This window comes from Plantactinospora sp. WMMC1484 (assembly GCF_049315195.1).
Lineage (GTDB): Bacteria > Actinomycetota > Actinomycetes > Mycobacteriales > Micromonosporaceae > Plantactinospora.
Window position 1 is genome coordinate 5,934,754 of sequence record NZ_CP186055.1, and the last position, 23,847, is coordinate 5,958,600.

Annotated in this window: 19 protein-coding genes; 7 read left to right on the forward strand and 12 right to left on the reverse strand. The window is 72.5% G+C overall.

Going from position 1 to position 23,847, the window contains the following annotated elements:
- Position 1: 1 nt before the first annotated feature.
- The 6 genes from fdhF to ACN28C_RS25740 form a co-directional block, all read right to left on the reverse strand.
- Entirely contained in the window at positions 2 to 2,815 is a 2,814-nt protein-coding gene (gene fdhF / locus ACN28C_RS25715) for a formate dehydrogenase subunit alpha (RefSeq protein ID WP_422770104.1), read from the reverse strand.
- A 76-nt stretch (positions 2,816 to 2,891) separates the two neighbouring features.
- Positions 2,892 to 4,475 (reverse strand): formate dehydrogenase beta subunit, encoded by a 1,584-nt coding sequence (locus ACN28C_RS25720; protein ID WP_422770105.1) that lies wholly within the window; start codon positions 4,473 to 4,475, stop codon positions 2,892 to 2,894.
- Complete coding sequence (locus tag ACN28C_RS25725) at positions 4,472 to 4,948, reverse strand: formate dehydrogenase subunit gamma (RefSeq protein WP_422770106.1); 477 nt, start codon at positions 4,946 to 4,948, stop codon at positions 4,472 to 4,474. The genes ACN28C_RS25720 and ACN28C_RS25725 overlap by 4 nt, the downstream gene beginning before the upstream one ends.
- Positions 4,949 to 5,157: 209 nt before the next feature.
- The gene (locus tag ACN28C_RS25730; RefSeq protein WP_422770107.1) at positions 5,158 to 5,646 is read right to left on the reverse strand and encodes a GNAT family N-acetyltransferase; all 489 of its coding nucleotides are present in this window, start codon (positions 5,644 to 5,646) and stop codon (positions 5,158 to 5,160) included.
- A gap of 64 nt (positions 5,647 to 5,710) precedes the next feature.
- Positions 5,711 to 6,673, reverse strand: coding sequence for an anti-sigma factor RsbA family regulatory protein (locus ACN28C_RS25735; protein ID WP_422770108.1), 963 nt, complete (start codon positions 6,671 to 6,673; stop codon positions 5,711 to 5,713).
- Positions 6,670 to 7,500: an MEDS domain-containing protein gene (locus tag ACN28C_RS25740; RefSeq protein WP_422770109.1), complete on the reverse strand. Its 831-nt coding sequence runs from the start codon at positions 7,498 to 7,500 to the stop codon at positions 6,670 to 6,672. The genes ACN28C_RS25735 and ACN28C_RS25740 overlap by 4 nt, the downstream gene beginning before the upstream one ends.
- 172 nt (positions 7,501 to 7,672) lie before the next feature.
- Between ACN28C_RS25740 and ACN28C_RS25745 the strand changes: the two genes are divergently transcribed.
- Positions 7,673 to 8,248, forward strand: coding sequence for a Dps family protein (locus ACN28C_RS25745; RefSeq protein WP_422770110.1), 576 nt, complete (start codon positions 7,673 to 7,675; stop codon positions 8,246 to 8,248).
- A gap of 26 nt (positions 8,249 to 8,274) precedes the next feature.
- Here ACN28C_RS25745 and ACN28C_RS25750 read toward each other — a convergent pair whose 3' ends face one another.
- The gene (locus ACN28C_RS25750; protein ID WP_422774802.1) at positions 8,275 to 10,158 is read right to left on the reverse strand and encodes a Na+/H+ antiporter NhaA; all 1,884 of its coding nucleotides are present in this window, start codon (positions 10,156 to 10,158) and stop codon (positions 8,275 to 8,277) included.
- Positions 10,159 to 10,371: 213 nt separating this feature from the next.
- Here ACN28C_RS25750 and ACN28C_RS25755 point away from each other — a divergent pair, with 213 nt between their 5' ends.
- Positions 10,372 to 10,494: a 50S ribosomal protein L36 gene (locus ACN28C_RS25755; RefSeq protein ID WP_421492338.1), complete on the forward strand. Its 123-nt coding sequence runs from the start codon at positions 10,372 to 10,374 to the stop codon at positions 10,492 to 10,494.
- A gap of 101 nt (positions 10,495 to 10,595) precedes the next feature.
- Here ACN28C_RS25755 and ACN28C_RS25760 read toward each other — a convergent pair whose 3' ends face one another.
- Entirely contained in the window at positions 10,596 to 10,769 is a 174-nt protein-coding gene (locus ACN28C_RS25760; protein ID WP_422770111.1) for a hypothetical protein, read from the reverse strand.
- Positions 10,770 to 10,981: 212 nt separating this feature from the next.
- On the opposite strand from ACN28C_RS25760, the gene ACN28C_RS25765 reads away from it, so the two are divergent.
- Complete coding sequence (locus ACN28C_RS25765) at positions 10,982 to 11,857, forward strand: MerR family transcriptional regulator (RefSeq protein ID WP_422770112.1); 876 nt, start codon at positions 10,982 to 10,984, stop codon at positions 11,855 to 11,857.
- A 6-nt stretch (positions 11,858 to 11,863) separates the two neighbouring features.
- On the opposite strand, the gene ACN28C_RS25770 is transcribed toward ACN28C_RS25765, so the two are convergent.
- The gene (locus ACN28C_RS25770; protein WP_422770113.1) at positions 11,864 to 12,679 is read right to left on the reverse strand and encodes a helix-turn-helix domain-containing protein; all 816 of its coding nucleotides are present in this window, start codon (positions 12,677 to 12,679) and stop codon (positions 11,864 to 11,866) included.
- Positions 12,680 to 12,777: 98 nt separating this feature from the next.
- Here ACN28C_RS25770 and ACN28C_RS25775 point away from each other — a divergent pair, with 98 nt between their 5' ends.
- A complete protein-coding gene (locus ACN28C_RS25775) occupies positions 12,778 to 13,149 on the forward strand; it encodes a cupin domain-containing protein (RefSeq protein WP_422770114.1) in 372 nt (123 codons plus the stop codon).
- A gap of 61 nt (positions 13,150 to 13,210) precedes the next feature.
- Here the strand turns inward: ACN28C_RS25775 and ACN28C_RS25780 are convergent, their stop codons facing one another.
- From ACN28C_RS25780 to ACN28C_RS25790, 3 genes are all read right to left on the reverse strand, one after another.
- Positions 13,211 to 16,348: a helix-turn-helix transcriptional regulator gene (locus tag ACN28C_RS25780; RefSeq protein WP_422770115.1), complete on the reverse strand. Its 3,138-nt coding sequence runs from the start codon at positions 16,346 to 16,348 to the stop codon at positions 13,211 to 13,213.
- Positions 16,349 to 16,556: 208 nt separating this feature from the next.
- Entirely contained in the window at positions 16,557 to 17,309 is a 753-nt protein-coding gene (locus ACN28C_RS25785; protein ID WP_422770116.1) for a hypothetical protein, read from the reverse strand.
- Positions 17,310 to 17,429: 120 nt separating this feature from the next.
- Positions 17,430 to 18,518, reverse strand: a complete 1,089-nt coding sequence (locus tag ACN28C_RS25790) for a toll/interleukin-1 receptor domain-containing protein (RefSeq protein WP_422770117.1) — start codon at positions 18,516 to 18,518, stop codon at positions 17,430 to 17,432.
- A 298-nt stretch (positions 18,519 to 18,816) separates the two neighbouring features.
- Between ACN28C_RS25790 and ACN28C_RS25795 the strand changes: the two genes are divergently transcribed.
- The 3 genes from ACN28C_RS25795 (at position 18,817) to ACN28C_RS25805 (ending at position 23,831) form a co-directional block, all read left to right on the forward strand.
- Entirely contained in the window at positions 18,817 to 19,395 is a 579-nt protein-coding gene (locus ACN28C_RS25795; RefSeq protein WP_422770118.1) for a hypothetical protein, read from the forward strand.
- Positions 19,396 to 19,651: 256 nt separating this feature from the next.
- Positions 19,652 to 20,944, forward strand: coding sequence for a tetratricopeptide repeat protein (locus ACN28C_RS25800; RefSeq protein ID WP_422770119.1), 1,293 nt, complete (start codon positions 19,652 to 19,654; stop codon positions 20,942 to 20,944).
- Positions 20,945 to 21,221: 277 nt separating this feature from the next.
- Positions 21,222 to 23,831, forward strand: coding sequence for a fibronectin type III domain-containing protein (locus ACN28C_RS25805; protein ID WP_422774803.1), 2,610 nt, complete (start codon positions 21,222 to 21,224; stop codon positions 23,829 to 23,831).
- Positions 23,832 to 23,847: the final 16 nt, after the last annotated feature.

The following is a 23,847-nucleotide window of genomic DNA, read 5'->3' on the forward strand; positions in this document are numbered from 1 at the left end:
CTCAGTCCGCCATCGCCGGGAGCCGGTGCTCCGCCCCGGTCGCGCCGACCGGTGCCGGCGGATTCTTGAGGCCGACCTGGACCGCCGTCACCTTGTATTCCGGACAGTTCGTCGCCCAGTCCGAGTTCTCCGTGGTGACCACGTTCGCCCCGGTCACCGGGTGGTGGAAGGTGGTGTAGACCACTCCGACCGGCATCCGGTCGGAGAAGACGGCGCGCAGCGACGTCGCGCCGACCCGGCTGGCCAGGGTGACCTCGTCACCGTCGTTGATGCCCCGGACCTCCGCGTCGTGCGGATGGATCTCGAGTACGTCCTCCGGGTGCCACGCCACGTTCCCGGTCCGCCGGGTCTGCGCCCCCACGTTGTACTGGCTGAGGATCCGCCCGGTGGTCAGGATCAGCGGGAACTTCCGGGTGCTCCGCTCCCGGGTCGGCACGAACGGCGTCTGCACGAACCGTCCTCTCCCCCGGACGAAGCCGTCGACGTGCATGATCGGGGTGCCCTCGGGTGCGGCGTCGTTGCAGGGCCACTGCACGCTGCCCAGCTTGTCGAGCTTGTCGAAGGAGACCCCGGCGAAGGTCGGGGTGAGGGCGGCGATCTCGTCCATGATCTGGCTCGGGTCGTCGTACCGCATCGGATAGCCCATCGCCTGGGCGATCTCGGCGACGATCTGCCACTCGTGCTTGCCGGTCTTCGGCGGCATCACCGGGCGCACCCGGTTGATCCGCCGCTCGGCGTTGGTGAAGGTGCCGTCCTTCTCCAGGAAGGAGGTGCCGGGCAGGAAGACGTGCGCGAACTTCGCCGTCTCGTTGAGGAAGAGGTCCTGCACCACCACCAGCTCCATCGCCGCCAGCGCGGCGTGTACGTGCCTGGTGTTCGGGTCGGACTGCGCGATGTCCTCGCCCTGCACGAAGATCGCCCGGAAGGTCCCGTCGATCGCCGCGTCGAACATGTTCGGGATCCGCAGCCCCGGCTCGGGCAGCAGGGCGCTCCCCCACATGTTCTCGAAGACGCCCCGGACCACGTCGTCGGAGATGTGCCGGTAGCCGGGCAGCTCGTGTGGGAACGACCCCATGTCGCAGGAGCCCTGCACGTTGTTCTGCCCGCGCAGCGGGTTGACCCCGACGCCCTCCCGGCCGATGTTGCCGGTCGCCATCGCCAGGTTCGCCATGCCCATTACCATTGTCGAGCCCTGGCTGTGCTCGGTCACGCCGAGGCCGTAGTAGATCGCCGCGTTGCCGCCGGTGGCGTAGAGCCGGGCCGCCGCGCGCAGCTCCTCGGCCGGCACCCCGGTCAGCTCCTCCACCGCCTCCGGGCTGTTCTCGGGGCGCCCGATGAAGTCGGCCCAGCCGTCGAAGTCCTCGCAGCGCTCCGCGACGAAGCTGCGGTCGACGAGTCCCTCGGTGAGCACCACGTGCGCCATCGCGTTCACCACCGCCACGTTGGTGCCGGGAGCAAGCTGGAGGTGGTGCGCGGCCTCGATGTGCGGCGAGCGGACCAGGTCGATCCGGCGCGGGTCGACCACGATCAGCTTGGCGCCCTCACGCAGCCGGCGCTTCATCCGGGAGGCGAAGACCGGGTGCCCGTCGGTCGGGTTCGCACCGATCACCATGATCACGTCGGACTTCGCCACCGAGCGGAAGTCCTGGGTGCCGGCGGAGGTGCCGAAGGTCTGCTTCAGGCCGTACCCGGTCGGCGAGTGGCAGACCCGGGCGCAGGTGTCCACGTTGTTGTTGCCGAACGCCGCCCGGATCATCTTCTGCACCACGTAGACCTCCTCGTTCGTGGTACGCGAGGAGGTGATGCCGCCGATCGCGCCGACACCGTGCCGGGCCTGGATCTCCCTGAGCTTCGTGGCGGTGTAGGAGATCGCGGTCTCCCAGTCGACCGGGCGCCACTCGTCGGTGACGCTCTCCCGGAGCATCGGGGTCAGCACCCGGTCGGGGTGGGTGGCGTAGCCGAAGGCGAACCGCCCCTTGACGCAGGAGTGCCCCTCGTTGGCCCCGCCGTCCTTGTGGGGCACCATCCGGACCAGCTCGGCACCGCGCAGCTCCGCCTTGAACGAGCAGCCGACTCCGCAGTACGCGCAGGTGGTGACGACGCTGCGGGTCGGCATCCCGAGCTGCACCACCGACCTCTCCTGGAGGGTCGCCGTCGGGCAGGCCTGCACGCAGGCGCCGCAGGAGACGCACTCGGAGCTCATGAAGTCGGTGCCGCCGGCCGAGACCTTGGAGCCGAAGCCGCGCCCCTCGATGGTCAGCGCGAACGTCCCCTGCACCTCACCGCAGGCCCGCACACAGCGGGAGCAGGCGATGCACTTGGACGCCTCGAAGTCGAAGTACGGGTTGCTGGAGTCGGTCTTCTCGTCGAGGTGGTTGGCGCCGTCGTAGCCGTACCGGACCTGGCGCAGCCCGACCACGCCGGACATGTCCTGCAACTCGCAGTCGCCGTTGGCCGAGCAGGTCAGGCAGTCCAGCGGGTGGTCGGAGATGTAGAGCTCCATCACGCCCTGGCGGAGCTTCTCCAGTTTCGGCGACTGGGTGCGCACCCGCATCCCCTCGGCCACCGGGGTGGTGCAGGACGCCGGGGTGCCGCGCCGGCCGTCGATCTCCACCAGACAGAGCCGGCAGGAGCCGAACGCCTCCAGGCTGTCGGTGGCGCAGAGCTTCGGGATGTCGATTCCGCGGAGCGCTGCCGCCCGCATCACCGAGGTGCCCTCGGGTACGACGACAGGGTGCCCGTCCACCTCGACGGTGACGGTCGCCGGGCCGGGTCGGGCCGGCGTACCGAGATCGGGTTCCTTCAGCAAACTCATGACGCCACTCCGCTCCGTCCCGTGCCGCCATGGGGCACGTCGGCACCGAGCTGGCTGGTTCGCTCGCTACGCTCGCTCACGATGGTCTGGCCTCCTCGTATCGGCCGGCGGACGTCTCCCCCCTGGCGGTGAAGTCGTCCGGAAAGTGCAGCAGTGCGCTGCGTACCGGCATCGGTGTCAGGCCGCCCATCGCGCAGAGCGACCCTTCGGTCATCAGCTCGCAGAGGTCACCCAGCAGGGCCAGGTTGCCGTCCGGGTCCTGGCCGGCGGTGATCTTGTCGATCACCTCGACGCCCCGGACCGCACCGACCCGGCACGGGGTGCACTTGCCGCAGGACTCCTCGGCGCAGAACTCCATGGCGAAGCGGGCCATCGCCGCCATGTCCACCGTGTCGTCGAAGACCACGACGCCACCGTGCCCGAGCATCGCGCCGGCTGCGGCGAAGGCCTCGTACTCCATCGGCAGGTCCAGCCCGCTCGCCGGCAGGTACGCCCCGAGCGGCCCACCGACCTGCACGGCACGGACCGGCCGACCGGTGCGGGTGCCGCCGCCGTAGGTGTGCACGAGGTCGTGCAGGGTCATCCCGAAGGCGGTCTCGAAGATGCCGCCCCGGGCGACGTTGCCGGCCAGTTGGAAGACCTGGGTGCCCCGGGACCGCTCCACCCCGAACGCCTGGTACGCCGCCGCCCCCTCGGCGAGGATCACCGGGACCGAGGCCAGGGTCAGCACGTTGTTCACCACCGTCGGCCGGCCGAAGAGACCGGTGATCGCCGGGATCGGCGGCTTGGCCCGGACCATGCCGCGCCTGCCCTCCAGGCTCTCCAGCATCGCGGTCTCCTCGCCGCAGATGTATGCGCCGGCACCGACCCGGACGTGCAGGTCGAAGCGGATCCCGGAGCCGCAGACGTCGCCGCCGAGCCAACCCTCTTCGCGGGCGATGCCGATGGCCTGGCGCATGGTGCGGATGGCGTCGGGATATTCGGAGCGGATGTAGACGTAGCCCTCGGTCGCGCCGACCGCGTACGCGGCGATCGCCATCCCCTCGATCAGGGTGAAGGGATCGCCCTCCATCAGCATCCGGTCGGCGAAGGTGCCGCTGTCGCCCTCGTCGGCGTTGCAGCAGACGAACTTCAGCCCGCCGGGGGTGTCGGCGACGGTCTTCCACTTGATCCCGGCCGGAAAGCCGGCGCCGCCCCGGCCGCGTAGCCCGGACTCGGTGATCTGGGCGACCACCTCGGCGGGGGACAGTTCGAGGGCCCGGCGTAGCCCGGCCAGGCCGCCGTGCGCGACGTAGTCGGACGGGGAGAGCGGGTCGGTCACGCCGACCCGGGCGAAGCAGAGCCGGGTCTGGTCGCGCAGCCACGGCAGTTCGGCGACGACGCCCTGGCAGAGTTCGTGGTCGGCACCGTCGAGCAGCCCTGCGGCGACGAGGTCGGCGACCGCTTCCGGCGCGACCGGACCGTAGCCGATCCGGCGGCCCGCGGTCACCACCTCGACCAGCGGTTCGAGCCAGAGCATGCCGTGCGAACCGTTCCGGACCACCCGGACGGCCCGGCCGGCCTCGGCCGCCGCCCGCTCGATCTCGGCGGCGACCAGGTCGGCGCCCATCGAGAGCGCGGCCGAGTCGCGAGGTACGTAGACCGTCACCGGGGCCGTCATGCGTCCACCGCCTTTGTCAGCAGGGCGTCCAGCCGGGCGGGGGTGAGCCGCCCGTGGACCCGCTCGTCGATCTGGCCGGCCGGGCCAAGTGCGCAGTTGCCCAGGCAGAACACCTGCTCCAGGGTGACCGAACCGTCCGGTGTGGTCTGTCCGACCTTGACGCCGAGCGTCCGCTCCGCGTACGCGACCAGCGCCTCGGCGCCGACCGACTGGCAGGCCTCGGCGCGGCAGAGCCTGACCACGGTCCGTCCGGCCGGTTCGGCACGGAAGTCGGTGTAGAAGGTGACCACGCCGTGCACGTCGGCGCGGGAGATGTTCAACTCGGCCGCGAGCACCGGCACGACATCGGAGTCGACGTAACCGAACTCGTCCTGGATCCGGTGCAGGATGGGCAACAGCGCACCGCGGTCACCGCGATGTGCGGCGACCAGTGCCCGCACCCGATCCGTCATCGAGGCGTCCGGACTGGCCATGGCAACCCCACCTCCATCCGCGTCGACCGGAACTCCACCATACGTCGCGGTGGATACCGTATGCAATATCGCCGGGACCGGTTGATCAACAGGTGGTCCCGGTTGATCACTACTCAGTATCGTCGCTGCGAAGGCGTCCGGACAGGGGTCGCGCCGCGCACGTCACGCCCGCGCCAGGTGAGGCAACGCCTGCGTCGCGCCTCCGACCCTCAGGCGATCGTGGGACTGCGGCGCTCCAGCAGGACCACGTCGCGCCACTTGCCGTGGTGGCGCCCGACCCGTTCCCGTACGCCGACGACCCGGAAGCCGACCCGCTCGTGCAGGGTCAGGCTGGCCGCGTTCTCCGGAAAGATCCCGGACTGGATGGTCCAGATCCCGGCGGCCTCGGTCGAGACGATCAGCGCCGCCATCAGGGCCCGCGCCACGCCCCGGTTCTGGGCGGCGGGGTGGACGTAGACGGAGTGTTCGACGACTCCGGCGTAGACGGCCCGGGCGGAGACCGGCGTGACCGCCACCCAGCCGAGTACGCCACCATCGTCCTCCACCGCGACCAGCCGGTGCACCGGGAGGCGGCCGGAATCGAACGCTGGCCAGGTCGGCGCCTCGGTCTCGAAGCTGGCCTGCCCGGTGTCCAGCCCGGCCTGGTAGATCGCCAGCACCTCGGCGGCGTCGCCCGGCTCCATCGCCCGGATCCGCATCAGCCCCTCCCGACCCGCGCCGGCCGGGCGACCCGGGCGGCCCCGCGCGATCCCCGCCGTTCGGTCATCGGCTGAAGTGCGGATTGCCGGCGGTGAGCCGCAGCGTGAAGGCACTCGGGGCGCGGTTGAACGTCACGTGGTTGCACGACTGGAAGGTGATCCACAACCCCAGACCGCCCGCGCCGTCGGCCGCCGCCGGCAGCAACCCGGCAAAGGGGTCCTCCGGCCCGCCACCGCCGTCGCTGACCGCGACGATGATGCGGTCGGTGCCGCTCCACAGCCGGAAGCGTACCGGTGGACGGCCGTGCCGCAGGGCGTTGGTCACCGTCTCGCTCACCGCGACGACCAGGTCCTCGATCTCGTCGGCACGCAGGGTGCCCGGATCGGTCCCGTAGACCGCGTGCCGAGCCTGGGTCGGCGACGGGTCGACCAACTCGACCAGCGGCGTCGTGGACTGGAGCGGATCGGGCAGCAGGGCACGGTCCTCGGAGAGGTACACCTTCGGCTCGGTGTAGGTCTCGCTCGGCCGGTGCTCCCCGTCCGCCGTGGCCACCCGGGGATGCGTACGCAGCACGTCCGCCAGCACCGGCGCCGGAGTGATCCGGGTGTCGTACGCGCACATGCTCCAGAGCGGAAAGCTGTCGTACGCGTGGTTGACCGCCGACTCGTACCGGGCCCACCAGTCCCAGGTCGCGCCGAGGGCCGCTCGGGGCACCTCGCCGATGATCCGGATCTGCTGGGCGCCCTCGGCGACGTATCCGGCCAGCATCCGCTGGTAGGACCGGATCGCGACGGCCGGACGGGCGTAGAGGTCGCCACCGGGCAGAAACGTGACGGCCGAGTCTGCCGGGACCGCGGCCCGGACCAGTGCCGCGGTGCGCTCGCCGAAGGAGACCACCGTCGGCTCTCCCGCGGCGACCCCGCCGAGCAGGAAGGGCAGCGCGACGGCAAGCAGTTCCTCGTCGGAGTGGTAGGGCACGGCCTCGTGGTAGTAACCCTCGTGACCGGCGGCGGCGCCTGTCCTCATCGCACCGCCTCGACCCGCAGGCCGGTGAGACCCAGCAGCTCGACGAGGCGAGCGGCGGCGGTCCGCTGGGTCCGCAGCACCGCGGTGGCGGCCCGGCCTCCGGCGTAGTCGCGCAGTTGGGTCAGGCAGTGGTGGTCGATGAAGCGGAGCTCCCCCGCCCCCACCACCAGCTCACCGCCGACCGGGCTCAGGTCGGCGTGCTCCAGCGCGGTGGCGAACTGCTGGTGGCTGAAGACGTCCAGCTCGCCGGCGAGTGCGGCGGCGCCGTCACCCGGGGCACAGGCGTAGAGCCGGAAGAGCACCTCGGCGACGTTGTTCACCGGGTGCAGGCAGGCCAGCGCGGCCACCGTCCGGTCGCCCAGCTCGGCCCGGTGGTAGCCGCACATCGCCGAGAGTGGCCGGATCCGCATGTATCTGTCGACGGCATGCTCGTAGCGGGCAAACGCCGCAAGCTGGGCGGGAGTACGCACCAGGCGTGTCGCATCAGCAGCCACCCGCAGCCCGGCGTAGCCGGCGGCCACCGCCTCGTCGGTCGCGGCCGCGTATCTCTGCAACTGCCCCAGCGGATCGACCACGCCGCCCGGATATGTTTCACCGAGCGCGACGACCTGCGCGGCGCCCCGCCGCAGGGCCTCGGAGAACCCGGCGCTGCCGCGCAGCCGCTCGACGACCCGCTCCGGCGACCCGGTCGCGACATACCAGACCCGCTCACCGGCCGCGAGCCCCTCGGCAAGGAAGTGCCGGGCGCGGTGCTCGAAGACCGCCGGGTCGTCGTAGGCCCAACAGACATGACCGTACGGCGCGACCGGAGCGAGGCCGCTGATCATGCCGGGTACCCCATGCTCACGAGTCTAGGCCGCCGGGGCCCGACGGTCATCCAGCGGGTGGCCGGGCGGCGGCCCAGCCACCCGCCCGGGCGGCGTGCCCGGCGGTTTGACGGCCTTCCGCCCGGGTAGCCGGCTGTCTCCCAGTACGGTCACCGGTCGAAAGGAGCCTGCGATGAGCGGTCCGGGCCACGCCGTGGGAAGCCAGCCATGGCTGCACCAGCAGGACGGGCGGATCCAGGAGTTCGGCACCGTCCGGCAGTTCCCGCTCGGGCTCTCCTCGGACGCCCGGATGTACTCCTGCGAGCGGCTCAACAGGGTCCTGGCCGACACCCAGATCCTGTACGCCCTCTACAAGAAGCACCACTGGCTGATGCGCGGACCCACCTTCTACCAACTCCACCTGCTGCTCGACAAGCACGCCGGCGAGCAACTCGCACTTGTCGACATGATCGCCGAGCGGGTGCAGACGCTCGGCGGTGTGGCGGTCGGCGATCCCCGACACGTCGCCGAGATCACCCGGATCCCCCGGCCACCGAACGGCGCCGAGCAGGTGCCGGTGATGCTCTCCCGGCTACTGGAGGCACACGAACTGATCCTGATCGATGTTCGCGACGCCGCCGGGCGGGTGGCCGAGATGGGCGACGACGGCAGCAACGACCTGCTGGTCTCGAACGTGCTCCGCACCGGCGAACTGCAGGCCTGGTTCGTCGCCGAGCACCTGGTCGAGGTCCCGCTCGCCAGGGCCTGAGCGGATCACGGCCGGACGAATCCACGTCATCCCCGTTCCGGCCGCCGCCCCCGGCGCGGCTGGAGCCCGGCCCGGGCCCGGGCCAGCTTGACCTCCCGGGTCAGGGTCTCGATGTCGTACGCGCCGTAGTGCCGACGATCGTTGATGAAGAAGGTCGGGGTGCCGGAGACCCCGCTCAGATCGGCCGACTCGATGTCGTCGGCGATCCGGGCGGCGTGCACGTTCGCCATCAGGTCCGCCTCGAACCGCTCCTGGTCGAGACCGAGTTCGCGGGCATGGTCGACCAGGTCGGTGGTGCGCAGCCGGTCCTGGCGGTCCAGCAGCAGGTCGTGCATCTCCCAGAACGCCCCCTGGGCGGCCGCCGCCTCCGCCGCCTCCGCCGCGAGCTGTGCCTGCGGATGCACGTCGGTGAGCGGCAGGTGCCGCCAGACGTAGCGCAGGTCGGCGTCGGTGAGCAGTTCGCGCACCACCGGTTCGGCCTGCCCGCAGTAGGGGCACTGGAAGTCGCCGTACTCGACGACCGTGACCGAGGCGTCCGCCGGGCCACGAACGTGGTCCCGCCGGGGGTCCACCGCCGGGACGAGGTCGGCGAGCTGGTCGGCGTCGCCCAACAGCGCGCGGGCCCGGGCCGCCTTCGGCAGCGCGGCGGTGATCCGGAAGACCGCCCAGGTGAGCAGGGCGCCGATCGCCGCCGCGACAAGTACCCCGATCTTGGCTTCGGCGAGCTCGGGGCCGTCGAACGCCAGGGTGGCGATCAGGAACGACACGGTGAACCCGATCGCGGAGATGGTGCCACTGCCGAGGATCCCCGCCCAGCCGACCGCCGGACGGATCCGGCCCCGGGTCATCCGGTCCAACAGCCAGGAGACCCCGACGACCGCGACGGGCTTGCCGACGACGAAGCCGAGCACGACGCCGAGGGTCACCGGGGCGGTGACGGCCCGGGAGAGGAACTCGGCGTCCAGGACGATGCCGGCATTGGCGAGGCCGAAGAGCGGCACGAGGAGATAGCTCGTCCACGGGTGGTACATCCGTTGGAGCCGGTCGTTGGGTGACAGGGTCCGGGTCAGGCCGATGCTCGCGCTCCGGGCCAGGTCGGGGGTGGGTTGCTCGCGGAACAGCTTGAAGAGCCCGCTGGCGTTCTCCAGGGCGCCACGGGCCGGCGTGTAGGCGGGTGCGGTGAGTCCGATGGCGAGCCCGGCGACCACCGGTTCCACCCCGCCGGCCAGCAGCGCCGCCCAGAGGGCGACGCAGAACGGCAGGTAGGCCAGGCCGCGCCGGATGCCCAGGGCCCGCAGCCCGAACAGCGCCGCGAAGAGCCCGACCGCCACGAGCAGCGGCAGCACGTCGACGTGCTCGGTGTAGACGACGGCGATCACGATCAGTGCCACCAGGTCGTCCACCACGAAGACGGTCAGCAGGAAGATCCGCACCTGGTCGGGGACGCCGCGCCCGAGCAGCACCAGCAGACCGAGCGCGAGCGCGGTGTCGGTCGACATGGCCACGCCCCAGCCGTGCGCGCCCGGCCCGCCCCGGTTGACCAGGAGGAAGAGCCCCACGGGCAGCGCCATGCTGAGCACGCCGACCACGAGCGGAAGGGCGAACCGCCGCCGGTCGCGCAGGTCGCCGAGGTCGAACTCCCGGCGCGCCTCCAGACCCACCACCAGGAAGAACAACGTCATCAGCCCGCTGTTCACCCAGGTGCGCAGGTCGAGCGCGACCCCGGCACCGTCGATCTCGATCGCCAGGTCGGTGGTCCAGACCGCCTCGTAGGAGTGGTTGTCGATGTTCGCCCAGACCAGCGCCGCGACAATGGCCGCGATGAGCACCCCGGCGCTGGCCGACTCGGTACGCGCGAACCGGCGCAGTGGCGCGGAGATCTCGTGTGCCCAGGCCGTCCGACCGGACATCCGGGATGAGGACGGATCAGTCACCGCATATCCCCCGTCCGGTCAGCTACCTCCGCCCGGGGACGGAACCGCATCCCGAGATTTACCACGTGACACCCGGCCGGCCGGGCCGCTCGGCCGAACCCCGGCCGGGGAATCCGGCCCCCGGCACCCGGCGTTGACCACCTGTGGGAAACGGCGGAAAACCGCCGACAGGAGCGGAGAGGAATCGTCATGAAGGTCCGCAGCTCGCTACGGTCGTTGAAGCGGAAGCCGGGTTCGGTGGTGGTACGCCGGCGTGGCCGGGTGCTCGTGGTCAACCGCGGCAACCCGCAGTGGAAGAGCCGCCAGGGCTGATCGTGGAGGGCCCGGCGACACCCGGGTTTCGGCGGTGCCCGGCCGGGCTGCCGATCGCGCTGCCCGGCACCCGACATCCGCCGCCCGGGGCAGTGGCGGACTCAGCGGTGCACCCGGCGGCCGAGCAGATAGCCGAGCAGCACCCCGAACGCCACCAGCGCCGGCGCGACCACCTGGCCGCGCAGCTGGCGTAGCCCCTGCTTTGGGTCGACGACGGTGCCGGCGGCGGTGCCGGCCGTACCGGTCACCATGTCACCGATCCGTCCGTGCGACATGCCCGTTCCCTTCGACGTGGAGCTCCGGCCCGGCGACCGCCCCTGCGGGACGCGACCGCCAACGACACCTCCGATTATCCCGGCGACGGGCGGGCAGGCGTCACGAACAGCGAAACCGGGCCGGCCGGCGGAGGAGGGCAGTAATTTCACCAATACTCCCGCGACCGGTCGCATCGGTAGGTTCGACTCGCCCGAGGACGTGAGGAGAAGCCGTGACGGCGTCTGTGCCCCAGCTCGGCGAGCGCGCCGGCTCGTCACCGGCCACCGCGGGATACACGATCGACGGCCTCGCCCGGCTGGTCGGGATGTCGCCGCGCAACATCCGGGCGCACCAGGCCCGCGGTCTGCTTCCGCCACCGACCAGGTACGGCCGGACCGCCTACTACAGCGCCGCCCACGTACGCCGGCTGGCGAGCATCACGTCGCTGCAACGGCAGGGGTTCAACCTGGTCGCCATAGAGGCGATGCTCGGAGTACGCCATCCGGCCCCGCCGCCCGCCGAGCCGCTGACGGCGGCACTTGGCCGGATCGCGTCCGAGCACCCCGCCCTGCTGCACAGCCTGGTCCGGCACGGCGTGCTGGCGCGGGCCGAGGACGGCTCGGTCACCGCGACCCGGCCCCGAACGCTGCAACCAGCGCTCGACCTGCACCACGCGGGGATACCGGTGCCGGCCGCGCTGCGGCTGCTGGCCGAGATGCTGGACCGGCTCCGTCCGGTCACCGACGAACTGGTGCCGGCCGCCGTCACCCGGCTGGCGCCGCTGCGCCGCACCCAGGTTCCGGCGGGCCACCACGGCGGCGCGCCGGCCGGCTGCCGCCTGCCGCTGCACGACCACGAGACAGCGGCGCCGACCCAGGGCCACGAGACAGCGGCGCCGACCCAGGGCCACGAGACAGCGGCGCTGACCCAGGGCGTGGTCCGGCTGCTGGCCGAGGCGTTCCGGGCCGTCGCCGAGGACTCCTGCGCCGGCCGGGCGGGCGGTACCGGGACCGCTGCCGCACCGCCCGACGGCACGCTGCCGCCCGCCGACCCGTCGCCAGCCGACGGCCCCGGCCCGTCCGGTCCGGTCGCGTTCGCCGATCGCTGACCGCCGTCAGCTCCGGCCGCCGGCCCGGGCGTAGCGGGCCGGAGTGATGCCGACGTGCCGGACGAAGTGCCGGTGCAGATGCGCCTGGTCGTGGAAGCCGACCGCCACGGCCACCCCCGCCGGCCGCTCGCCGGCCAGGAGCAGCCGCCGGGCCCGGTCGACGCGTCGGCCGGTCAGGTACGCGTGCGGCGGCAGCCCGTACGCCCGGGTGAAGGACCGGATCAGGTGACTCGGATGGGCGCCGAGGATCGCCGCCGCCTCGCCCAGCGACAACCCGGCGGAGATCCTCGCGTCCAGCAGTTCCCGCAACCTGCCGGCCAGCCGGTTCGACCCGCACTCGGGCGGGGTGGGTGCGAGCGCGTCGAGGTGGGCGCGCAGCCGGTCGCGGATCAGGGACAGTCGGGACTCGGCCTCGAACGCGTCGCCGGGATGGCCGAGCGAGGCGTGCAGCCGGTCGACCCGGTGTCGCAGCACCTCGTCGTCGAGGATCGGACCGTCCACCGCGCTGCCGGCCAGGTGCTCCGGTAGCACGGTCGTGTCCAGATAGAGCACCCGCTTGCGGAAACCGGCCGGGGTGACGGTCCGGCCGTCATGGGTCACCCCGGGCGGGAGCAGCAGCACGGTGCTCCGGCCGGTCATGCCGTGTCGGTGCCGGTCCAGGGCGAAGTCCACCGACCCACCGTCGAGGATCATCAGGTCCCAGGTGTCGTGGGTGTGCGCCGGATAGGCGTGCGCGGTGAAGTGCGCGTGGAGGACCTCGGCGATCCCCGGCACCGACGGCCGCCAGGCGGTGATCGTTGCACCGGGCCGCTGCGCTGCCATGTCAGGAACGTACAAGACCGGCCCGGGGCGGCGGCGGGACCCTCGGGCGGGGCCGGCAACCGGCCGCCCCGGACCCGACCGATCCGCACGGAGGCAGCGTGCCCGACAGTCCCGTACCCGTCAATCTGGCCGAGCGGCTCGCCCGGTTCGCCGACCTGTGGGCGCAGAAGAAGGTGGCCGAGTTCAACGACTACGAGATCAAGCTCGCCAAACTGAAGGGCGAGTTCGTCTGGCACGACCATCCGGAGACCGACGAGCTGTTCCTCGTCCTCGACGGCCGGCTCACCATCAGGCTGCCCGACGGAGAGGTCTCGCTCGGTGCCGGCGAGCTCTTCGTGGTGCCCCGCGGCGTGCAGCACTGCCCGGTGGCCGACGAGGAGACCGCCGTCCTGCTGATCGAGCCCGCCGGGACGGTCAACACCGGAACCGCGGGCGGACCGCTGACCCGGCCCGCCGGAACCCTCGACTGACGCTGAACATCCCGGGGCCGGGCGGGCATGCCGGGGCCGGCCGGGCGGGCGCCCGCAACGCTCACGTCCGGGCCAGCAGGCCGACCAGGGCGGTGCGGGAGGCCACCCCGAGCTTGCGGTAGATCCGCATCAGGTGTGCGTCGACCGTCCGTGGGCTGATCTGGAGCTGCCGGGCGATGATCCGGGACGTGGCACCCGTGACGGTCAGCTCGGCGACCTCCCGTTCGCGGGCGGTCAACAGCTGCCGGGGATCCACCGTGTCCGGCGCCGCACCGGGCCCGTCCGCCGGGGCGGCACGCCGGGCAAGTCGGGCGGCCAGCCGCCGCTGTCTGCGGTCGGCCTGCCCGGCCAGCCAGCGCGCGCCGGACCCGGTGAGCAACTGCTTGGCCCGGCCGAGTTGCTCACGGGCCGACTGTGGATCCCCGGCCGCCTCTCTCACCTCGGCGAGCAGCAGCCGCGCCTGCCCCTCGGCGACCGGCATGCCGGCCACGGCGAGCTGGCCGACGGCCGTCGCCACCCCCGCGTCCGCATCCCGGACGGCGCCGTACGCCAGGGCCAGGCTCGCGCCGGCCACGCCCACCAGTCCGAGCCGCCCGGGCAGGTCGCCGGCGACTCCGGAGGCCCGGGCCAGCCAACGTCGGACCTGCGGCGGTGGGCCGGCCGGCCCGGACCGTGCCGTTCCGGCACGGGCGGCACCGGCGGCACCGGCGGCACCGGCGGAGAGCGCCCGCAGGGCGAGCACAGCCGCCTCGGCCGGCCCGAGACAGCGGTAGGTCTCCACGTCGTCCAGCAGACGCTGGCAGCCCAGGTGGTCGCCGATCGCGTGCGACGCCTCGGCCAAGTGCATCCGGACCACCGCGCGGTACAGGATGGAGCGCGGCGCGGCGCTGCCCCGTAGCCGCTCCAGGGCCGGGCGTACGGCGTCCGGCCCGGCGAGCCAGAGCAACGGTCGGAGCCGGACCGCCGCCGCCAGGGTCGCCGCCTCGGCACTCCGCTGCCACCGCGCGATCTCCTCGGCCTCCTCCGCGTCCCGCAGCGCGTCGTCGACCCGGCCGACGGAGCCGTACAGCACGGAGCGCGCCGCGTAGAGCAGCGGATGGACGTGGATCCGACCGAACCGCAGCCCCACCTCGATGCCCCGCTCCGCGTGGGCCAGTCCGTCGTCAAACCGGTCCAGCATCAGCTCGATCCAGGCGAGCAGGGCGACCGCGCCCAGCTCGTCCCGGAGCGCGACATCGCCGAGCGCGTCGACCATCCGGGTGGCGTACGAGATCCGGAGCCGGGCGGCGGAGAGCGGCTCCCTGGCCACCGCGCAGGCGGCCAGTACGCTGCTCGCGGCGGCCTCGACGCCCCGGTGCCCGCCCTGCCGGGCCCGGTCCATCGTCTTCTCCGCCTGTCTGGCCCCGGCCCGCCAGCGACCGGCCAGCATCTCCGTCACGGCGAACTCCAGTCGCAGCATCGCCTGCGTCGCACCGGTGGCAGCCGCCGGCTCCGGTGACCCGTCGGGAGCCTCCTGCCCTCCCCCGTGACCGGCGACCCCGGCCGCAGCACCGACGCCGGACCCAGCGGCGACCCCGGCCGCAGCACCGACGCCGGACCCAGCGGCGACCCCGGCCGCAGCACCGACGCCGGACCCAGCGGCGACCCCGGCCGCAGCACCGACGCCGGACCCAGCGGTGACGCCGGCCGGAGTGCGGGAGCGGGGCTCGCCGGGCCGGCAGTAGTCCAGCTCGGTGCTGAGCAGCGCGCTGGCCACGTCCAGCCGGCCGGCCAGCCGCTCCACGACGGCGAGCTGCTCGACCGCGGCGTGCCGTTGCGGGCCGGCAATCGCGACGAGGTCGTGCAGCACCCTCCGCGCCTCGTCGAACCGGCCGGTGACGCCGAGCGCCTTGGCGAAGAGCAGCCGCAGTTCGGCCCGGCGCTCGGCCCGGTCGGGGGCGTCGGGCAACGCCGACAGGGCGGCGCGCAGCCAGGCGGCGCTGGTGCTCGGCGCCGTACCCATGGTGGTCGTGGCGGCGGCGGCGAGTATCCCGGCGGCGGCCTCGTCGCCGGGCCGGATCGACCTGGCGAGGTGGTGTGCCCGGAGCGCGAGCGGGGCGCCGGCGCGTTCGAGGTGCGCGGCGGCCCGGCGGTGTGCGGCCAGCCGCCACGCCGGGCCGGCCAGCCAGTACGCCACCGCCCGGACCAGCGAGTGCCGGAAGTCCAGCTCGGCACCGTCCTGGCGAAGCAGATTGCGCGCGACCAGCGCGTCGAGCGCGACGGTGGTCAGCTGCGGGTCGATTCCGGCGGCGGCGGCCACGGCGCCGACGTCGAGACCGGGGCCGGGGCCGACCACCGCGATGGCCTGGAGCACGAGCCGTTCGGTCGGACCCAGCCCGCGGATCTCGATCGACATCGCGCCGTGCAACGCCCTGGTCACCGGCTCGTCGGGGCAGTCGCCGCTGCGCAGCGCGCCGAGGACCTGGTCCGAGGTGCCGGCGAGCAGTTCCAGGTAGAGCGGGTTGCCGCCGCTGACCTGGTGCAGCAGCCGGCGCCGGGCGGTGGGCTCGGCCGGAAACCACTGGTCCACGTCCGCGGGCGTCAGCGGGCCGAGCCGCAGCCAGCTCGGCGGCGGCGCCAGCCGAGCGAGTTCGTCGGCCAGCCGCGGCGGGCACTGTTCGGACCGGAACGCGAGCACCACGGTCAGCCGGGCGTCCGGTGGATGCCGCAGCAGGTAACCGAGGAACTCGACGGAGGCGTCGTCGGCCCATTGCACGTCGTCGAAGACCAGCAGCGCGCCGGCCGGCCGGGCGGCGGCGGCGAGGAGGCCGCGCAACCGGCGATGCCGCTGGTGCCGCTCGACCGCGGCGGTCGCCGGCCCCGGACCCGCCGGCCCGTCGAGGTCACGCGTGGCGAGGGTGTCCAGCTGCGCGTGCAGGTCGGCCCGATGATCGGGTACGCCGGCCAGCGCGTCCAGCAGCATCCCGTACGGGAGGGAGCGCTCGAATTCGGTCGCCCGGCCGACCAGCACCGTACGGCTCCGGTTGCGGGCCTCCCTCGCCAGCTCGGCGACGAGCCGGCTCTTGCCGATGCCCGGTTCACCGTGCAGCACCAGGAAACCCGGCCGCATCGCGTCCCGGTGGAGGAGACCGAGCATCCCGGCCAGTTCCTCGGCACGCCCGACCAGCGCGGCGGGGGCCGGCACCGGCGGTACCGGCACGGCCGTCGGTTCCGATGGCGGTCTGACCGGCACCCGTGACCTCCGTGGCATGTGTTAACCCTCGGTTTCCGAGGTAACCGCGTTGAGCGGTATCCATGCCAGACCATCGGGGTCGAACAATGGCAGTCATCAGGCCGTTGACAGCGGGACGACCACGTCGTAAGGGCAGCGGGAAAACCACGTAGGCGGTCGCTCCGCGCAGAGTCTGCTACCGGTCACGCAGCTTCGCGACCGCCAGTCGGGCCGCCCGCGCCCCGGCCATCCCGGGCATCGCCGATCCGGCGATCCGCCGCACACTCTTGGTCGTCAACTGGGGAATCGCCTTTCCGGCCCGACCGGCTCCGCCCTTGCCGACCGCGCCGCGCATGCCCTTGCCGGCCATGCCTCCCATCCGTCCCGCCCCGCCCCGCACGCTGTGCATTCTGGCCAGCATGCCCCGAAAGACCTGCCCCGGCTTCTGCTGCTCGCCCGCGAGCGCGGTGACGACGATCAGCCCACCGGTGAGGGCGGGAATCACCCACTGCAACACCCGCAACTGCCGCTGCCGCGCCGCGACGTCCGGCGGCGTACCGTTCAACGGTGCGGTCCCGGCCACCACCGGCGCCTCGGTGCGCTTCTGCAACTGCATGCCGAGCACCCGGCTGTACCCGGTCGCCGCGAGCGCGGCCACCGTCAGCCCGGTCTTGACGACGCTCATCCGGCCCACCCCGGCCTGGACGAGCATCCGGGGACTCTCGGTGATCAGTTCACCGGCGGCGCCGGCCACGTGGCTGCCGATCGCCGCCGCGTTGACCGGTGTCCACCTGGCCCAGCCGGCCGAGGCCACTCCGAGCCGCTGCCGCGAGTCGCTCACCGTCGCCGCCGCGCCGTTCACCCCGATCGCCCCCATCAGGGAGCCACCGAACCAGGCAGCAAGGCCGAGATCGTGCATCGAACGCAGTACGGTATGCCGCTGCGACATCTGCCACCCCCGTCGTAGAGAACCGCCGCGTACCCGCGCGGCACGGTTCCAACCCCGGACCGCCCATGCCGAGAGTTGGTCGAGGACGATTCAGTCGAGGACGATTCAGTCGAGGACGATTCAGTCGAGGACGATGTCGTCGTCGGGTACGCCCAGGTCCTGGACCTGGTGGTCGATGCTGTGCAACGGCAGGTTCCGCACGAAGAAGATCCGCGACGGCAGTCCACTCGACTGCCGGGCGCCCTGGGTGATCCCGGTGCCGGTGAAGCAGAGCCAACTGATGCCCAGCACCTCCCGGATGAAGTAGTCGGTGCCCCGCGGGGTGTACCGGCGCTCCCGGGTGGTGCAGCTGGCGTACCACGCCTGCTGGTCGTCGGAGTAGTAGTTTCGGGGCGGACGACCGAGCAGGGTGCGTTCCTCGTCGGTCGCGGAGAAGCAGCCCGCCCGGGTCGGATCGGAGAGGATCCGGAACGCCGCCTTCCAGGTGGCGGGCAGCAGATCCAACTTGCGCCGGTTCACCTCGCCCAACTCGAAGGTCAGGGCCAGCCAGGGCCCGTTCGAGTTGTCGACGTGCTCGAAGGCGTCCCCGATCCAGAGGTTGCCGAGGATCTGCCGAAGCGTACGGTGCCGCTGCTCCTCGTAGTCGCCGACGAAGACGTACTTGCGGCTGCTCAGCCCGAGTTTCCCGGTGGGATCGAAGCCGTGCCGGGGCACCAGGCGGACGGCCCGCTCGACCGTCGTCCGCTCCTCGTAGCGGCGCAGCAACTCGGCCGCGGGCAGCGCGAGGCGGTGCCGCAGGCTGCTCCGGAGGCGCTCGGCGACCTGCGCCAGCCCGCCGGAGTCGGTCACCGGAACGGCCTCTTCGAGCCGCAGCCCGTACGGAAGCCGGTCGGTTCCGTCCGCACCGTCCAGGAGGATCGGGACGACCCGGCGCAGTCCGTTCTGCCGCCGGGACACCTCGATGGCCCGGACTATCTCCTCCCGCTCCGCGTAGGCCCGGTCCGGGCCGGCCGAGAGCAGCACCAGCGTGATCGCCGCCTGCCGCTGCACCTCCGGCAGGCGGTTGCCGTTCTCGTCGGCGGGCGGCAGACTCCGCGGGTCGAGGAAGACCCGGAAGTGCGGGCGGAGCAGGCCGTACAGTTCCTCGGCGGCGGCCCGGTCCGGGTTCGCGTACGCGATGAAGAAGTCCCAACGGTCCTCTCGGCTCACCAGCCCTGCTCCCTCCTCGGCCCCATCACCGACCGGGATCGCACCGACCTCCCATCCAAGCAGGCCGCCCGGCACCCGTCGACGCGGACACTGGCACCATGGTCGGCAGTTGACCGGCCGACCAGCCGGTCCCCGGTCGGTCGCTCGGTGGGCGTGGACCACGGCGGACGACCCGGTGTGCCACACTCCGAGGCGCGATTGCGCCCGATCCCGGTCCGCCGGCCACACCGCGCCGGTCACCTCCAGATATCGGTCACCTGCAGATACCGGTCACCTCCAGACGAAGGAAACCTCCCCGATGCAACTCGACGTCCTCCAGTCCCAGCGCCAGTTCCACGTCCGGCAGCGGATCCGGTTGATGGTCAACCAGTACCAGGTGCACGCCGTCAACCCGGACGGTTCCGAGGGCGAGATGCTCGCCTTCGCCCAGCAGAAGCGGCTCGCCTTCAAGGAGCAGGTGACGCTCTACACGGACGACACCAAGCAGCAGCCGGTGCTCGGTTTCAAGGCCCGTCAGGTGATGGACCTCGGCGCGACGTACGACGTGACCGACGCCGCCGGTGCTTCGATCGGGCTGTTCCGCAAGGACTTCAAGTCGTCGTTGCTCCGCTCCACCTGGCACGTCGAGCAGCCCGGTCTCGGGCGGGCCATCGGCCAGGAGCGGAGCCTGCCGGTCGCGCTGCTGCGCCGGTTCGTCGAGTCGCTCTCCTGGCTGCCGTACCACTTCGACTTCACCATCGACGGCCAGCCTGCGTTCTCCGTGGTGAAGAAGTGGGGCCTGCGCGACCGGTACGTCGTCGACGTCCACCTGCAGCAGCTCGACCGCCGCCTGGTCATCGCGATGGCCGTCGGCCTGGACGCGCTGCAGAGCCGCTGAGCCGACGGGCAGGAGCCGCTGAGCCGGCCGACAGAGCGCTGAGCCGGCCGAGCGCTGAGCCGGCCGAGCGCTGAGCCGGCCGAGCGCTGAGCCGGCCGAGCGCTGAGCCGGCCGACAGAGCCGCGCCCGGGATCGGGTGGGCGGCGCCGAGCCCGGCCGCCGGTCCCATCGGCGTCGATGGGGCCGGCGAGGTTCGACGGCTGCCCCGACGTCCCGGGCTGGCGCGGCACCCCGTCGAGGGGGCAGCATGGCGGGCGTGTCTCAGCCCCCACAACTTGCCGCCGTGCAGGGCCGTGCCCGGGCACTCCGCGACGGCGGCGACCATCCGGCCGCCCGGCGGCTGCTCGCCCAGGCCCTCGACGCGGCCCGGCCCGCCTACGGCAAGGATCACCCGGAGGTGCTCGCCACCACCCAGGTGCTGGCCCAGTGGCACCGGGAGGCCGACGACCCGGCGACGGCCCGACGCCTCCTCGAAGAGGCGCTGATCGACGGCCAGCACCGGGGCGACGCCGACCCGTTGATGCTGGCGCTCAGTTTCGAACTCGGGGCGGTCGCCGAGGAGTTGGGTAACCGGCACGAGGCCCGCCGCAACTTCGGCCGGGTGGCGTCGATCGGGCCGGGTGTGCTCGGCGACGACCACTGGCAGGTCCGGGCGGCCCGTGACTACCTCGGCGAGGCCTCCGGGGCGGCTGTCCACCCGCAACCGGTCGGGCCCGCACCCGTCGCACCGCCAGCGGCACCACCCGCACCACCACCGGCGCAACCTCCAACGCCGGCCCTGATCTCGGCACCGCCCGCACCACCACCGCCCCTACCGCCACCGCCCGCACCACCACCGGTCGCGCCGGCACCCGTCGGACCACCACCGGTCGCGCCGGTACCCGTCGGACCACCACCGGTCGCGCCGCCCGGAGGCGCACGGCCGGACGGGCCGACCGGTGGCGGGTTGTTCCAGTCGGCGGCCACCTCGCCGGCCTACCTGCCGAGCGCCGGGCCGGCGTCGTCGACGTACCCGCCGTACTCGGCGCAGTCGACGGCACAGGTCGCGTCGTACCCGGTCACACCCGCACCCGCCCCGCCACCGCCACCGGCTGCGGCCGCCGAGTCGGGCCGGGGTCGCGGGTCGACGGTCGCCGCGGCGATCGCGGCGGGCGCCGCCGTGCTCGCCGCGATCGTCGTGGTGGTCGCCGTGCTCGTCGATCGGGGCGGTTCCCCGGAGACCGGGCCGGTCGACGAGCGCGGCGAACCCGTCGTCGCGGGCGAACCGCCGACCGATCTCAAGCTGCTCGACGAGGGCTCGGCGATCACCATCACCTGGTCTGATCCGAGCGGCGGGACGGTGCCGTTCGTCGTGGCGGGCGCCCGGGAAGGCCAGCAGACCAAGCCGATGAGTACGCTCAGTGCCGGCGAGACCACGTTCACGGTGAACGCGTTGAACCCCAAGCTCGATTACTGCTTCTCGGTGCTCGCCGTCTATTCGACCAACGAATTCGCGCCATCGGATCTTGTCTGCACGGATCGGGACGGCGCCGGCGCAAGCCCACGCTGATCACAATTCAACAACCGTCCCTACCGCACTGACCTGCTAAGACGGTCGACGATCAGCAGGCATATCCACAATTCGCGCTCGCGCTGTCCACAACGGCACGTTCCGGGTCCCCGCCGGCAAAGCCCGGGCCCTATGATGGCACGCGGTTTCGGGAGAGATTCGCTGACGACGGCGGTCGGACAGGACCGTCCACGGGGTGGGGAGGCGGCCGGCTGTGGTCACCACAGACAACGGCTTCACAGGCAGTGACGGCAGCGGCGGGAGCGAACCCGCCGGGGTGGCGCCGGGCGCGCCACCGGCCCGCCGCCGGTCCCGCCTCCGGGGCGGAGTGGTCACCGTCGCCACCGTGGCGGCGCTGGCCGCCGCGATGGGGCTGACCGTCCTCGGTCTGGGCGCGGCGGACAACGCCGTGGCGAGTTTCGACGCGAGTTCCTGGCTCTGGAGTTCGGCCAAGAGCGAGCTGGCCCGGGTCAACGGGGTCACCGGCCGGGTCGACACCCGGGTGCAGGTCCCGCAGGGCCGCAGTCACCGGATGCAGGTCGTGCAGACCGACCGGCTGCTGATCCTGCGCGACCTCAACACCGGGCAGGTCAGCTCGCTCGACCTGGCCACCCTGCAGGTCATCGCGACGACCAGGACCACCGCCGGGATCGGGGTCAACGTGGCCCTGCACGAGGACGCGGCCTTCGTCGTCGACGCGGTCCAGGGGATCGTGCGGCAGCTCGACCCCCGGTCACTGACCCCGGTCGGCGAGCAGATCAACTATCCGCCGGGGATCACCGGCGGCGAGTTCGACGGCGAGGGTCGACTCTGGATCGCGGTGCCCAGCGAGGGGACGGTCTCCGCCATCACCGCCGCGAAGCTGCCGGAGTCCGGCAGCGGTGGCACGGGCGGCGGAGTCAGCCCGGAGCAGATCCGCAACGAGGCCGTCGCCGACCCGAGTCACGACCTGAAGATCTCCACCCTGGACGACGGCGTCGCGGTGCTGGACCGGACCACCGGCACCCTGACCACGCTGATCGGCGACGCGATCAACCCGGTCAGGTTGCCGCTCACCGGGCCCGGCGCGATGCCGCCGAGGACCACCGGCCTGCGGGTCCCGGTGACCGTTGTCGACGACCGCAACATCGTGGTCGCCGACAACGGTGCCGTCGGCCGGCAGTTCCGGGTGCCCGGCGCGGGGACCCGGCTCAGCCCGGCCGTGGCCTGGGCCAACCGCTTCTACTGCGCCGACGACGACACCGGCACGGTCTACTCGTTCGACCCGGCGGGGCAGTTGCTCGAGAAGATCGAGATCCCGGGCGCCAACGGGCCGCTGGAGCTGGAGGTCCGGGAGAACCACCTCTTCATCAACGCCCCGAATTCGGCGCTCGCCCGGGTCGTCGACGACAAGCACCAGGTCAAGACCGTCAACAAGTACGCCAACGACATCCTCGGCGGCGACCCACCACCGAACCCGCCGCCGCCACCGCCGCCACCGAAGCCGGTGGTCAGGAAGCCGGGCCCACCGAAATCGGTCACCGCTGCCGCCGGCAACGCCCAGGCCCGGGTGAGCTGGCGACCGGCCGCGGCCAACGGCGCCGCGATCACCCGCTACGTGGTGGAGGGCGCCGGCCGCACCTTCCAGGTGGGCGCCGACCAGCGGTCGCTGGAGGTGACCGGCCTGACCAACGGCGAGACCTACCAGTTCTCGGTGCACGCGGTGAACGCCAAGGGCGCCGGCCCGGCGAAGAAGAGCAACCCGGTGGTGCCGACCTCCGAGGTGCCGGATCCGCCGGCCAGCGTCACCGCCGAGGAACGGCCGGACGGCACGGTGCTGGTCAGGTGGCCGGCCGCCAACGGGCAGGGCTACAAGATCCGTAAATACGCGGTGACCGCCATCTCGGCCGGTGCCAACGCACCCGTCGGCGAGTCGACAAAGACCGAGCTGGTGGTCCCGGCCGGCGAGCTCGACTACGGCAACCAGTACGCCTTCACCGTCGTCTCGATCAACGAGAAGGGCGCCGGCTCGACCGCCTCGCCGGCCAGCAACAGCGTCGTACCGTTCACCACGCCGGAGGCACCGCAGAGCCTCCAGGCGAGGACGGTCGGCGGCTCGCGCGGCACCGTCTCGATGAGCTGGAGCCCGCCCGCCGACAACGGTCGGCCGATCACGAAATACCTGGTCGACGCGGGCGGGAGGAAGAGCGAGGTGACCGACACCCAGGCCACCGTGGGAGATCTGGGTGACGGTCAGAACGTCATCGTCCGGGTGCAGGCGGTCAACGAGGCCGGGCCCGGTGCCGCCGCCACCGACACCGCCAGCACCGTGGCAAAGCCCAGAGTCACCGTCACCGGCACCAGTTCGGACGCCACAAGCGTGACGGTCACCTTCACCGTGGACGCCGGAGGCGGCACGCCGAGCTGTTCGGTCACCCCGAACGGTCGCGCCAAGGTCAACGGCAACTGCTCCAGCATCCGGGTCACCGGGCTGACCCCCGGCACCGACTACAGCTTCACGGTCACCGCGACCAACGCCGCCGGCAACGGCACCGCGTCGGCCAGCCGGGCGACCGCCGCCGTCTACGGCATCGCCACCTGCAACAACGGCTCCTCCGGCGACCAACGGACCTACTGCAACTCCGACCGGCCGGGCCGCAACGGCAACGAGATCTTCAAGGTGACCCGGCAGGACGACGACCAGCAGGCCGGCTGGGCCAAGCCGGGCACCCGGATCAAGGCGCTCTGCAAGAAGTCCGGCGAGGAGGTCTACGCGTTCGTCTACAACGACGACAAGCGCAGCACCTGGTGGGTCCGGATCGAGTGGAACGGCGGTAAGCCGTACATCCCGTTCGCCTGGCTCAACCTCGAGGGGGGCGACAATATCAACGTCCTGCCGACCTGTTGACCGGCCCGGCCGATAG

Bases quoted from the DNA above. Each gene is read 5' to 3' on its own strand.
- fdhF (WP_422770104.1), bottom strand. From the start codon at position 2,815: ATGAGTTTGCTGAAGGAACCCGATCTCGGTACGCCGGCCCGACCCGGC.
- ACN28C_RS25720 (WP_422770105.1), bottom strand. From the start codon at position 4,475: ATGACGGCCCCGGTGACGGTCTACGTACCTCGCGACTCGGCCGCGCTC.
- ACN28C_RS25725 (WP_422770106.1), bottom strand. From the start codon at position 4,948: ATGGCCAGTCCGGACGCCTCGATGACGGATCGGGTGCGGGCACTGGTC.
- ACN28C_RS25730 (WP_422770107.1), bottom strand. From the start codon at position 5,646: ATGCGGATCCGGGCGATGGAGCCGGGCGACGCCGCCGAGGTGCTGGCG.
- ACN28C_RS25735 (WP_422770108.1), bottom strand. From the start codon at position 6,673: ATGAGGACAGGCGCCGCCGCCGGTCACGAGGGTTACTACCACGAGGCC.
- ACN28C_RS25740 (WP_422770109.1), bottom strand. From the start codon at position 7,500: ATGATCAGCGGCCTCGCTCCGGTCGCGCCGTACGGTCATGTCTGTTGG.
- ACN28C_RS25745 (WP_422770110.1), top strand. From the start codon at position 7,673: ATGAGCGGTCCGGGCCACGCCGTGGGAAGCCAGCCATGGCTGCACCAG.
- ACN28C_RS25750 (WP_422774802.1), bottom strand. From the start codon at position 10,158: ATGTCCGGTCGGACGGCCTGGGCACACGAGATCTCCGCGCCACTGCGC.
- ACN28C_RS25755 (WP_421492338.1), top strand. From the start codon at position 10,372: ATGAAGGTCCGCAGCTCGCTACGGTCGTTGAAGCGGAAGCCGGGTTCG.
- ACN28C_RS25760 (WP_422770111.1), bottom strand. From the start codon at position 10,769: ATGTCGCACGGACGGATCGGTGACATGGTGACCGGTACGGCCGGCACC.
- ACN28C_RS25770 (WP_422770113.1), bottom strand. From the start codon at position 12,679: ATGGCAGCGCAGCGGCCCGGTGCAACGATCACCGCCTGGCGGCCGTCG.
- ACN28C_RS25785 (WP_422770116.1), bottom strand. From the start codon at position 17,309: ATGTCGCAGCGGCATACCGTACTGCGTTCGATGCACGATCTCGGCCTT.
- ACN28C_RS25795 (WP_422770118.1), top strand. From the start codon at position 18,817: ATGCAACTCGACGTCCTCCAGTCCCAGCGCCAGTTCCACGTCCGGCAG.